This is a genomic window from Terriglobus sp. 2YAB30_2 (assembly GCF_052114765.1).
In the GTDB taxonomy this organism is placed as follows: Bacteria; Acidobacteriota; Terriglobia; order Terriglobales; family Acidobacteriaceae; genus Terriglobus.
The window spans coordinates 107,207-119,153 of record NZ_JBFRFJ010000012.1 but is presented as its reverse complement, the minus strand read 5'-3'; the positions used below and the strand labels follow the sequence as shown (position 1 = coordinate 119,153).

Genomic DNA, 11,947 nt, shown 5'->3' with positions numbered 1-11,947 from the left:
CAGTTGTTTGGAGGAAAGTCTGCGTGGGCACCTGGGTTACGACGAGACCTCTCGTCCATGTCCCGACAACTCTGCGGATCACAGCCGGCTGGGCACAGGCATGGATTGATGCCCACCCTGCTCTGTCTTTCACGGGGCTTAGCCTCTTCTACGTCATCATCACCGCGCTGCTCTCTTCCATGAAGCTGCTGTGGCTCGACGAGTTGATCACGTATCACATTGCGAGCCTGGGTTCAGCCCACGCAATCTGGCACGCCCTCAGCCAGGGCGCCGATCCGAATCCGCCACTATCTCATCTGGCGGTCCTGGGTTCAACGCGCCTCTTCGGCAATCACGAGTTCGCATTGCGCCTGCCAGCCATCGCCGGTTACTGGTTGGGGTTGTTGTCGCTCTATCTCTTCCTGCAGCGGCGGATCTCCCCCACATGGGCGCTCGCGGGAACCTTCCTGTCTATGGCGACCGGCGCCTTCGAATATTCCTATGAATGCCGCAGCTACGGCATCTTCTATGGTTTCGCAATGATGGCTGTACTGTGCTGGTCGCGAACCATCCAACCGAAGACGCGCAGCCGTGGCACCCTTGCTCTGATTGGCATGGTGATCGCGCTGGCGCTCGGCGTCTCCACCAATTACTTCGCGGTGCTCGCGTTTCTTCCCGTGGCAGCGGGTGAGGTAGTTTTCACCCTGCAGCAATTTCACGCAGAACGATGGCGTATGCCAAATCTTCGCTATGCCATTCGTCCCCGAATCTGGATGAGCATAGTGCTGGCCGCTGCTCCTCTCGCCTTCTATCGGGGCCTGATTAAAGCAGGAATTGCAACCTATGCTCCGCATGCATGGAACAAGGTCTCTATCGATCAGGCCTTCGATTCATACACCGAGATGGTAGAGGCAGTACTGTATCCGCTGCTCGCGCTGTTTCTGCTTGCTGGCATCGTCCGCGTCCTTTCTCGCTTCTGTTCAACCTGCCGTGCTTCCATGCGGCCAAGAGTTCTTGGCCATCTGGCGACGGAGTACCGCGTACGACATGGGAGAAAAGCATTTCCAACGCATGAGCTGATCGCGGCGTTCTTCCTCATGCTGTATCCGTTTCTCGGTTACGCGGTCGCTTCTATCAAAGGCGGCATGCTCTCTCCGCGCTTTGTGATCCCGGTATGTTTCGGCTTTGCCATCGCGGGGGTTGCGGCGGCGCATCGGCTCTTCGGGCATATGCGCTACGCAGCCATCATCTTCCTCATCCTCTTTGTGGCATGGGTGACGACCCGCGAGTCCATCATCGGCTATTGGTATACAGAGCAGAAGCAGAGCTTCTATAAGGTCGTGGACCACCTTTCGACCATCGCTGATAACCAACCAATCGCGATTCCCGATCCGCTCATGGTGCTTACCTTCCAACGCTATGCGCCACCGTCGCTTGCCTCTCGCATCGTCTTCCCTGTCGACTTCGACGCGATCCGCCGATTCCGCGGAGAAGACTCACCGGACCGCAACCTCTGGACTGGACGGAACAGCTACTATCACGTCCCCATTGTTCCTCTGGCCGGCTTCCTGCAGCAGACAGGACACTTCATCATCCTTGGCCACGACAAGAACTGGATGGTGCGGGACCTGCAGGAACACCGTTATCCGGTAGACGAGATGCCGATCAACACGCGTGCCGGAGCGATTGGAGGATTTACACCGCTGATGCACGGTGTACCGAAGTTCTATGAAGCTTCAGGAGATCGCTCACCGGCCAGCGGATACGGACGTTCCACCACAATCATTCCGTTTCACGGTGAAACGAATCAGCCGCATGAGGATGATTTAGAACGCCCGATTCAAGATGTTCAGACTCGATAGAACACGAGAACAGCGCGTTGGAGCGCTGAAGGCGCGCTCTATATCAGCCTGGGGCAACGCCCCAGGTCTCAGGCAGCCAATGGAAAAAAGGGCTGAAGGCCCGATCTATAGTTCTTCAGTCACAAATCGAACGTCCATCTCCTCCAGCTAGAAAAGACGATTTGAGCTTCGCTCGAACATCCCACCCATTGCTTTGCAATGGATGGGGCACCCAGAGTATGGGCTGCCGCAACAATTTTGTTTGTCATCTTCTGCAAAAACAAAAAAGGCCGGGCAATATGCCCGGCCTTTTCTTCCTACTCTTACGCCGGAACCTCTTCCGACTCGACGACCTCGAAGGTGAGGGCGTCTTTGCCTGCATCGACACGCACCTTGTCGCCGTGCCGCACTTCGCCATCTAGGATCTTGATGGCGAGCGGATCCTGCACCAGGCGCTGGATCGCACGCTTCAGCGGACGGGCTCCATAGGCGCGATCGTAGCCCGCGGCAAAGAGCTTCTTGTGCGCCTCCGGTGTCAGCTCCAGATGGATCTTCCGTGCATCCAGCAGCTTCTGCAGGTCGGCAAGCCGCAGGTCCACGATATGCGTCAACTGCTCCTCGCCGAGCGGATGGAAGACCACGATGTCGTCCACACGGTTCAGGAACTCCGGGCGGAAGTGCTGCTTCAGCGAATCGATCACACGGCTCTTCGCATCCTCGAAGCCATCCTCACTGTCAGCCCATGCCGTCGACAATGCACTTGCACCGATGTTCGACGTCATGATCAGCACGGTGTTCTTGAAGTCGACCGTGCGGCCCTTTGAGTCCGTCAGGCGGCCGTCATCCAGCACCTGCAACAGCACATTGAAGACATCCGGGTGCGCCTTCTCGATCTCATCAAAGAGCACCACGGCATACGGACGCCGGCGGATCGCCTCCGTCAACTGTCCACCCTCGTCGAAACCCACGTATCCCGGAGGAGCGCCGATCAGCCGCGCGACCGCATGCTTCTCCATGTACTCCGACATGTCGATGCGCACCATCGCCTGCTCGTCGTCAAAGAGGAACTCCGCCAGGGCACGCGCCGTCTCCGTCTTACCCACGCCCGTGGGGCCGAGGAAGATAAAGCTGCCGATGGGGCGCTTGGGATCGGACAAGCCCGCACGGGAACGGCGAATCGCATTCGCCACCACCGTCAAAGCCTCATCCTGCCCGATGACGCGCTCGCGCAGCCGCTGTTCCATATGGACCAGCTTCTGTACTTCGCCTTCGAGCATCTTCGCGACAGGAATACCGGTCCACTTGGAGACGATCTTGGCGATATCTTCCTCGTCGACCTCTTCCTTCAACATGCGCTGCGCGGTATCACTACCATCCTGCAGCGTCTCAAGCTCCTTCAGCTCGGCCTCTGCCTTCGGCAGATCGCTGTACTGAATCTGCGCTGCCCTGCCGAGATCGCCTTTGCGGGTCTGCTCTTCGATCTGGAAGCGCAGGCTTTCGATCTTCTGCTTCAGCTCGCTGATGCGGCTGATGGCATCCTTCTCCTTCTGCCACCGCGCCCGCAGGCCGCTGGCCTGCTCCTTGATGTCGGCCAGCTCCCTCTCGACCTCCTGCAACCGCTCCTTGGAGTTCGCATCCTTCTCCCGCTTCAGAGCCTCGCGCTCGATCTCGAGCGAGGTCGCCCGACGCTCCAGGGCGTCGATCTCCACTGGCACACTCCCGATCTGGATGGCCAACGAGGCAGCTGCTTCATCGACAAGATCAATCGCCTTGTCCGGAAGGAAACGGTCGCTGATGTAGCGATGTGAGAGCACAGCCGCCGACACGATCGCCGAGTCCTTGATGCGCACCTTGTGGTGCGACTCGTAACGCTCCTTCAGGCCACGCAGAATCGCGATCGTATCGTCTACATTGGGCTCACCGACATAGACGATCTGGAAGCGGCGCTCCAGCGCGGCATCCTTCTCGATGTATTTGCGGTACTCGTTCAGCGTGGTTGCGCCGATAGCCCGCAGCTCGCCGCGCGCCAGTGCCGGCTTGAGCATGTTGCTGGCGTCGATAGCGCCTTCCGCTGCTCCGGCGCCGACCAGCGTGTGCAGCTCATCGATAAACAGGATGATCTGTCCGTTCGACTCTTCGATCTCCTTCAGCACTGCCTTCAGACGGTCTTCGAACTCTCCACGGAACTTCGCTCCGGCAAGCATCGATCCCAGGTCCAGCGAGATGACCCGTTTCTCCTTCAGGATCTCGGGCACATCTCCGGAGACGATGCGGCGCGCCAGGCCTTCCACAATCGCCGTCTTACCCACGCCGGGTTCGCCAATCAACACAGGGTTGTTCTTGGTGCGGCGCGACAGCACTTGAATGACGCGACGAATCTCCTCGTCGCGGCCGATCACCGGATCGAGCTTGCCCTTGCGCGCCTGCTCGGTAAGATCCTTGGCGTACTTCTCCAGCGCCTGGAACTTCCCTTCGGGATTCTGATCGGTCACGCGCTGGGTGCCACGCACTGAGGTCAGCGCCTTCAGAATCGCATCATGGGTTGCACCGAAGGCGGCCATGGCCGCCTGCACAACGCCATTCTTCTCTTCACTCAAGGCCAGCAGAAGATGCTCGGTCGAGACATACTCGTCCTTGAAGTTCTCCGCCTCTTTGAAGGCGCGATCTAATACCTTCTGCAAAGCAGAGCCCACACCGGGCTGCTGACTGGCTCCCTGCACTTTCGGCAGTTTCGCGATGGCCGCATTTACCTGGCTAAGAAGCTGCTGCACAGGTACACCGATCTTCTCCAGCACCGGAATCACGATGCCCTCACGGTCTTCCAGCAGAGCCGCGGCAAGATGCAGCGGCAGCACCTCGGCGTTTCCCGAGTCAGAAGCGTGCCCCAGCGCCGCCTGTACCGCCTCCTGCGACTTCACCGTAAATTTGTCCCAACGAATTGCCATCGCTTCTCTACCTCACCTGATTCCTTAGATACATCTCAAGCCGAATAACGACCATGCCCCGCATCACAAAAGAATGGGAGACCGCCCTTCACAACCGGCAGGTCTCCCGTTCATGTCCCCACTGCGAAAATGCAATGGGTTTCATCGATGGCGACAAGGCCGGCAGCCCCTTCGCCATCAGGTGCCCGTCAGTGCACCATGAAGCTTACGCTGCGGTCTTTGCCTCAACCTGCTTCGGACCAGTACCGGCGCCTACCTTGATCTGCTTGGGCTGAGCCTCAGACTTCTTCGCGATCTCAATCTGAAGCACGCCATCCTTATACTCGGCGCTTACTTTCTCCATATCCGCCGTTTGCGGAAGCGTGAACGCGCGGATGAAGCTGCCGTAGCGGCGCTCAATGCGATGGAAGTTCTCTTCCTTCTCTTCCTTCCCGAATTGGCGCTCGCCCTTGACCGTCAGAGTCTGGTTCTCCAGGCGGACATCGATATCTTCCTGCCTGATCCCCGGAACGTCGAGTTTCAGCACGATCTTCTGCGCATCCTCATAAACGTCCACGGCGGGAGTGAAATTCCCTGACGCCAACGACTCACTGCGGCCTTCCGGCGCACCGAAGTCGTTAAAGATCGAGTTCAAACGGTTCTGCAGAACAGCCAGATCCGAGAACGGGGTCCAACGTGTGATCGTCATGATGCATTTCCTCCTGAGTTGTGGGCCGGGATCTCCGGCCTTCACATCATCTGACGCATACCATAGCACAACCGATTCATAAAATGTGATGCAAGTACACTCAAGTTTAGAAGAAACTTTCGCCCTTTCGTAAGCAAATGAAAATAAACTACTTTTTCACGTGTTCCAATCGTCGCTCGGCCAACTCACCACCGAAGACCGTGGCCGGAACCATGACGACGATCGATACCCAGGTCAGTTCCAGGGAGCCCGACCGGCTGACAAGGAGAGACTCCGCAACGCCGAACCCACCTGTGGCAAACAGGATGATCGCAGTTCCCCAGCTGGACCGGCGCGACCCGCCGATAACCGCAGCCAGGAATCCGGTCGCCACCGAGCAGAAGAAGCCGACTACGATACTTGCGAGCAGGTAGCGCGTCGAGACCCGTTGCGTCGGATCATGATTCGTTTTGAGAAACCAGACAACCGAGCTGCCAAGTGAGAGCAGGTAACCAAAGACAGCGCCGAGAACGATCCGAACCATGGGGACTCTCCGTGCTGAATGATGACATACCAGTTCAGGCAACTCCGCAACAAAAGCTTTGCATCGCATGGAAGTCCCATTGATAGTCTCGATGCGTGCCTTTGGTTACCGGCTCGCCTATATTGGCGCCGTTCTGATTGTGTTGCTCAATAGCTGGTTGGCCTATCGCTCTCTCCGCATCTTTGCGGCGAGCCAGCAGTGGCAGACCCATACCCTGGAGACCCTGACTGCCTGCGAGCAGTTAGTGGCGGAGATTCGGACGGCCGAGGGCGCAGCTCGAGGCTACGTTCTGCAGGCGGATCCGTTCCTGGAAAAGCAGTACAACGATGCCGTCAACCAGGTCTGGGACACCTTTGAATACGTGCGCAAGCTCACGGAGGACAATCCCAGCCAGCAGGCTCGCCTCCCCAGAGTCCGCGAGCGGATTCAGGCGCGGCTGACCTCGATTGAGATTGGCGTTCAACTTCGTAAGGCTCAACCAACTGCCGCGCTCACGCCGGATCAGCTTTCGATCATGATGACCGACCAGTACCAGTATGGCGACTTCACAGCGGCTTATGCCATCACCCAGGTCGAAGGAGAGGAGCGCCGTCTGCTCAAGTGGAGGGATTCCCAGGTCACAAGCGCCCGCCGCTCGGCCTACACCACCTTCGGTGTTGCGACCGGACTGAATCTTCTATTCCTGATTCTCGCCTTCCATTTCCTTGGAAAAGAGGTGGCTGCGCGCGACCGGATCACGGCGCAGGCAGAAGAGATTCAAGCTCTGGCTACCGATCTGGAAAAGCGCGTGCGGGAGCGCACGCATGAGCTCGAGACCTCGAACCAGGAGCTCGAAGCCTTCTCCTATTCCGTATCGCACGATCTTCGCGCACCGCTACGCACCATCGATGGCTTTTCGCTGGCGCTGTATGAGGACTTCGGCGACAGGCTGGATGATCAGGGCCGAGACTACATTCATCGCGTCCGCAGCGGTGTACAGCGCATGGGCCAGTTGATCGATGCCCTGCTGCAGTTGTCCCGCGTCACCCGTACCGACCTTGTCCGCGAGACCACGGATCTGGCGGAAGTTGCCCGTTCCGTCGCCGCCGACCTCAAAGCCTCAGACCCTGATCGCAATGTCCGCTTCGAGATTCCCGGCACGCCCATGCTGGCTCAGGCTGATCCGCGTCTGCTGCGCATTGCCCTGGAAAACCTGATGGGGAATGCCTTCAAGTTCACCGCAAAAACACCGAACGCTGTCATCAGGTTCGGCTCCTATCTGGGAGATGGCGTGAACGTCTACTTTATCCGGGATAATGGAGCCGGCTTTGATATGCGGTATGCCGATCGCCTCTTCACTGCGTTCCAGCGCCTTCACGGAGATCGCGACTTTAAGGGGTCAGGCATCGGCCTGGCGACCACACTTCGCATCGTCCGCCGGCATCAGGGCCGCATCTGGGCCGAGGCTACGGAGGACCAGGGCGCGACCTTCTACTTCACGCTTGGATCATAATCTTTTGGGAAAGGTTCCTACGAATGACCATCAATACGAATTCGATCCTGCTGGTCGAAGACGACCCGGACCACGAAGCTCTCGCCATCCGTGCTTTGCGCAAGGCCAATGTCGCGAACGAGATCAGTGTCGCCCGTGACGGCGCCGAGGCGCTTGAGCTGATCGACAGGTACGAAGCGGGTGAGCTTCCCATGCCGCAGCTCGTTCTTCTGGACCTGAAGCTTCCCAAGGTGCAGGGCCTGGATGTGTTGAAGGTAATTCGCTCCAAAGAAAAGGCCTCACTCTTGCCCGTCGTTGTACTCACTTCCTCGGACGAGGAGCGCGATATCGTCAGCTCGTATCGCCTGGGCGTGAACAGCTACATTCGCAAACCAGTCAACTTTACAGATTTTGCCGAAGCCACCAAGCAGCTTGGAATCTACTGGCTTCTGCTGAACCAAGCGCCGCCGATCTCCTGAGACACGCGCGTGACCCTGCCGCAGCTCAATCCCGCTCCCCTCGCAGAACAACGCAGGCGGCTTCGCGTCCTCATCGTCGAAGACTACGAGCCTGACGCGCTGTTGCTGCGGCGTCACCTTCACCGCGCCGGATACGAGATCGAGATGCGGCGCGTCGAAACCCGCGCGCAGATGCATGAGGCCCTGCGTGCGGGGAGCTGGGACGTGGTCATCGCCGACTACACGCTGCCTGGTTTTGGAGCGCGCGACGCCCTGGCCATGCTGCAGGCCAGCGGGATCGACCTACCCTTCATCATCGTCTCTGGCACCATCAGCGAAGAGACCGCCGTCTCCACCATGCGCGCCGGGGCACACGACTATGTGTTGAAAGACAATCTGGAGCGCCTGGTACCCGCAATCGAGCGAGAGCTCGCCGATGCCGAAGCCCGCCGCGAAAAACTACGCACCGCCGCCGCGCTCAAAACTCTGGAAACACGCTTCTCCGCAACCTTCAACCAGGCTGCCATGGGAATGGCGCATATCTCACTCGATGGACGATGGATCCTGGCCAATCAGCGCCTGCGCGACATACTCGGTTTGACCGCGGATGAGCTGGAGTCAATCAGCTTCTACGATCTGCTACTGCCGGCCTCCGATCGCGATGAAGACGAGGAGATCGTCTTCGAAGATCTGCTCTCTCGCCGAATCCCCAGCCTGCGCGTCGAAAAATGCCTGCGCCACAAAGATGGTCACGCCGTCGATGTGCAGCTCACCATCTCTGTTCTGCAGCCGGACCCCAACGAGACCGAGTCGCTTTCGCTGGTGATCGAGGATATCTCCGCGCGCAAGGCCGATGCCCGTGAGCGCGCCGACCTGGTGAAACGCCTGATCAACTCCGAACGCCTGGCTTCCGCGGGACGCATGGCCAACACGCTGGCGCATGAGATCAATAACCCGCTCGAAGCCCTGACCAATGTGTTGTATCTGCTGCAGACGCATCCAGAGCTTCCACTCGATCTGCAGGAACTGGTCAATATGGGGGCACGTGAGTTGGACCGTGTCGGCCACATCACGCGCACCACACTCAGCTTCTATCGTGGCAACTCCGGCAGCGGACATCTGGTGAATAAGCTGGTCGGCGAGGTGGTGCAGATCTTTGCCTCTCGCGCCGAAGGAGCCCAGGTACAGATCATCACGGACCTTCGTCCTTCTGCTTCAGGAACAACCTTCCCGCTTTCACTGCGGCAGGTGTTCGCCAACCTGATTGGCAACGCCATCGAAGCCATGTCAGGCACGGGCGGCACCCTCACCATCCGCTCCCGCGAGACAGCCACATGCGCCATCGTGACCATCGCCGACACCGGCCCGGGAATCGCGCAGGCACACATCTCACAGATCTTCGAGCCCTTCTTCACTACCAAGGGCGAGCGCGGCACCGGTCTCGGTCTTTGGGTCACGCGCGGCATCGTCGCCGAATCCGGAGGAACCCTCACTCTGCGCTCAAGCACCGACCCCAGGAATCGCGGCACCACCATGCGAATTACGCTGCCTTTGAAGAGTTGAAGACGTACTCGGACGTAGTTACGGATTTGTTGTCACCTTCATACACTTGTGGCTGAGCTTTGAAGTTGAAAGTTGAAGACGTACTGCGTGGGCAGTCCAATCGCGCCGGCACCTTGAAGGGTTGAAGACGTACTGTATGGGTAGCTGCCGTGTGTTGCCAACTTCAGGCGATTAGGGTTGACCAACGAAGTTGAAAGTTGAAGACGTGCTGTATGGGCGGAGAGGACCTCATCGGCCCGCTGGCGCTTTCAGTTCATTGCAAGTTCTGATGGCACGTCGCCGCTGTGCCTACTGGGACTTTGCATCTTTTTTCTTCGGCGCCAGATAGATCCACAGCCGATGCAGCATGCGACCAATTTCCTCTGCTTCCTTTTGAACAGTGATTGCGGTCGCCGCCGGTAGAATTCCAACGCGTTGTGCTAGTTCAATCTGGGTCTGCAGTTCGTTGTTTGAACCTCGCGCGATCGTCACAAACTGTCGAAACTCTTTGCGCCCTATTCGATTGGCGCCTTCCGCAAGGTTACTGGGAATGGAAACCGCCGCTCGTCGCATTTGGGTAGCCAACCCATAGACTTCGCGCTTCGGAAAGTCTTCGGTGATGCGGAAGATTGTCTCCGCAAGCTGCATGGAGCGCTGCCAGACGAGCAGCTCTCGAAATGATTTCGCCATTATGCCAACAGTCTAAGCAGCTCAAAGCCATTCGAGAAGAGGTTCAATAAAATAATCGGGACCCATCCCACCCATACAGTACGTCTTCAACTTCAAAAGTCGAGCCCGACCGCATGAAGGTGGAGACGCACAACCATAACTACCCATGCAGTACGTCTTCAACTTTGGGGCTACACCAGGACTGGAACGTTCTCGACGCCTTCCACTCCAAACACGCGGCGATAACGAACAAGCTCTTCCTCGGGCCCGGTGGCTTTCTGATAGTTATCACTCAGCTTGACCGCGGGTCTCCCATTGACTGTCTGCAGTTTGCAGATCAGACCAAGCGGTTCCAGCTCATGTTCCCTGCGCGGATGGCAGCCGCGGAAGTCGTTGGTCAGTAGTGTTCCCCAGCCTGCGCTGAAGCGGACCCTTCCGTGGAAGCGCTGATGCAGGGTAAGAATCTCGTCTACATCGAGCCCGTCACTTGCGATCAGGCGCTTTCGAGCCGGATCCTGACCGCGCTCTTTGAGCCACGCGATATATTCTTCACCCGCGATAAGAGGATCTTTGCTGTCGATACGCAGACCGGTCCATGCTGCGACCCAATCCGGAGCATTGCGAAAGAACTGCGTACTACCGTAGGTGTCGGGAAGCAGCATCAGCAGTGCTCCGCCGTAGGTCTGCTGCCAGAGCTCGAGCACGTTGTACTGCGACTGCAACAGCTCTTCTTCTGTGTTTGCCATCGCGGCCAGAGCCATCGGAAGCTCGTGCGCGTTGGTGCCGATGGCTTCCATATCGTGCTTGTATGCGAGATAGGTGTTCGAGGTTCCGGCGAAGCGGTCGCCAAGCGTGGAGTGCATGGCATCGACAACATACTCCTGCCACAGAAAGCTGTGACGGCGGCGGGTACCAAAGTCGGCGATGCGCAGGCCGTCGATCGCACGCATCCGTTCGATCTTCTCCCACAGCCGTGTCTTCGCCCGCGCATACAGGATGTCGAGCTCCAACTCGTTCAGGCCGCGCAGACCATAACGCGTCTTCATCTCGCTCAGGATGGAGAGCGCATAGATCTCCCACATCGTCACCTGCGTCCATTCGCCGGCGAACTCAAGCTTCACTTGTCCATCGACAACATCGAGCAGGTAGTCCGGAAGACGGAAGTCATGTTCCAGCCATTCCAGAAAGGCAGGCTCGAAGATACCGCGTACGCCGTAGAAGGTATTGCCGGCGAGCCACACCAGTTCGCTCTTCTTGAAGCTGAGACCGCGTACGTGATCCAGTTGCGACCGCAACTGCTCGATATCGATCTGCTCTGCCAGACGTACGGCAGGCTTGCGGTTCACGACGGAGAAGGTCACCTGGACATCGCGAAAATGCTTCCAGATGTACTGCAGCATAAGCAGCTTGTAGAAGTCTGTATCCAGCAGCGAGCGGACGATCGGGTCCAGTGCCCAGTTATGGTTATGCGCCCGCCGCGCGAGGTTCAAGATCATATGCAGTCATTAGAGCATTTTCCCTGTAGGTGTCCTAGAAACCGCATCCGCTGCTGGTGGCTTACTTGGGAGCCGCAGCGGATTGCAGTTAGAGAATATCGACGTATTGGAGATAACCGATGCACCGGGTGCCCATGTCCCTCGGGGACATGGCCCGGCTTTTACTTTAGCGGCAGAATTCTTCAACGGGTCCGAGCCAAGATCCCCGGGGCATCTTGGCTCGCTTGGATTTAAGAGTTATAGATCGGGCCTTCAGCCCTCAGCTTTCACTTGGCCGATAACCCGGGGCGTTGCCCCAGGCTGGTATAGAGCGCGCTTTCAGCGCTTTTATAACG

9 protein-coding genes are annotated in these 11,947 nt (G+C 58.2%); 4 read left to right on the top strand and 5 right to left on the bottom strand.

Annotated features, from left to right (window positions below):
* The first annotated feature begins 23 nt into the window (after positions 1 to 23).
* Positions 24 to 1,841, top strand: a complete 1,818-nt coding sequence (locus AB4Y89_RS17725; protein WP_442302271.1) for an ArnT family glycosyltransferase — start codon at positions 24 to 26, stop codon at positions 1,839 to 1,841.
* Between the two features lie 302 nt (positions 1,842 to 2,143).
* Here the strand turns inward: AB4Y89_RS17725 and clpB are convergent, their stop codons facing one another.
* From clpB to AB4Y89_RS17710, 3 genes are all read right to left on the bottom strand, one after another.
* Positions 2,144 to 4,765, bottom strand: a complete 2,622-nt coding sequence (gene clpB / locus AB4Y89_RS17720; RefSeq protein WP_442302270.1) for an ATP-dependent chaperone ClpB — start codon at positions 4,763 to 4,765, stop codon at positions 2,144 to 2,146.
* A 205-nt stretch (positions 4,766 to 4,970) separates the two neighbouring features.
* Positions 4,971 to 5,453, bottom strand: a complete 483-nt coding sequence (locus AB4Y89_RS17715; protein ID WP_442302269.1) for an Hsp20/alpha crystallin family protein — start codon at positions 5,451 to 5,453, stop codon at positions 4,971 to 4,973.
* A 148-nt stretch (positions 5,454 to 5,601) separates the two neighbouring features.
* Entirely contained in the window at positions 5,602 to 5,976 is a 375-nt protein-coding gene (locus AB4Y89_RS17710) for a hypothetical protein (RefSeq protein WP_442302268.1), read from the bottom strand.
* Between the two features lie 67 nt (positions 5,977 to 6,043).
* Here AB4Y89_RS17710 and AB4Y89_RS17705 point away from each other — a divergent pair, with 67 nt between their 5' ends.
* From AB4Y89_RS17705 to AB4Y89_RS17695, 3 genes are read left to right on the top strand one after another with little or no spacing between them, the layout of a single operon-like run.
* Positions 6,044 to 7,468, top strand: coding sequence for a sensor histidine kinase (locus AB4Y89_RS17705; protein ID WP_442302267.1), 1,425 nt, complete (start codon positions 6,044 to 6,046; stop codon positions 7,466 to 7,468).
* 23 nt (positions 7,469 to 7,491) lie between these two features.
* On the top strand, positions 7,492 to 7,926 hold the full coding sequence (locus AB4Y89_RS17700; RefSeq protein ID WP_442302266.1) for a response regulator: 435 nt from the start codon (positions 7,492 to 7,494) through the stop codon (positions 7,924 to 7,926).
* Positions 7,927 to 7,935: 9 nt separating this feature from the next.
* Positions 7,936 to 9,468: an ATP-binding protein gene (locus AB4Y89_RS17695; protein WP_442302265.1), complete on the top strand. Its 1,533-nt coding sequence runs from the start codon at positions 7,936 to 7,938 to the stop codon at positions 9,466 to 9,468.
* A 288-nt stretch (positions 9,469 to 9,756) separates the two neighbouring features.
* Here the strand turns inward: AB4Y89_RS17695 and AB4Y89_RS17690 are convergent, their stop codons facing one another.
* Positions 9,757 to 10,137, bottom strand: a complete 381-nt coding sequence (locus AB4Y89_RS17690) for a four helix bundle protein (protein WP_442302264.1) — start codon at positions 10,135 to 10,137, stop codon at positions 9,757 to 9,759.
* Positions 10,138 to 10,307: 170 nt separating this feature from the next.
* Entirely contained in the window at positions 10,308 to 11,612 is a 1,305-nt protein-coding gene (gene pncB, locus AB4Y89_RS17685) for a nicotinate phosphoribosyltransferase (protein ID WP_442302263.1), read from the bottom strand.
* Between the last annotated feature and the right edge of the window lie 335 nt (positions 11,613 to 11,947).

What these genes read in the sequence shown, in the direction of transcription:
- AB4Y89_RS17700 (WP_442302266.1), top strand. Translation starts at nt 7,492, where the DNA reads ATGACCATCAATACGAATTCGATCCTGCTGGTCGAAGACGACCCGGAC.
- pncB (WP_442302263.1), bottom strand. Translation starts at nt 11,612, where the DNA reads ATGATCTTGAACCTCGCGCGGCGGGCGCATAACCATAACTGGGCACTG.
- AB4Y89_RS17690 (WP_442302264.1), bottom strand. Translation starts at nt 10,137, where the DNA reads ATGGCGAAATCATTTCGAGAGCTGCTCGTCTGGCAGCGCTCCATGCAG.
- clpB (WP_442302270.1), bottom strand. Translation starts at nt 4,765, where the DNA reads ATGGCAATTCGTTGGGACAAATTTACGGTGAAGTCGCAGGAGGCGGTA.
- AB4Y89_RS17715 (WP_442302269.1), bottom strand. Translation starts at nt 5,453, where the DNA reads ATGACGATCACACGTTGGACCCCGTTCTCGGATCTGGCTGTTCTGCAG.
- AB4Y89_RS17710 (WP_442302268.1), bottom strand. Translation starts at nt 5,976, where the DNA reads ATGGTTCGGATCGTTCTCGGCGCTGTCTTTGGTTACCTGCTCTCACTT.
- AB4Y89_RS17705 (WP_442302267.1), top strand. Translation starts at nt 6,044, where the DNA reads ATGGAAGTCCCATTGATAGTCTCGATGCGTGCCTTTGGTTACCGGCTC.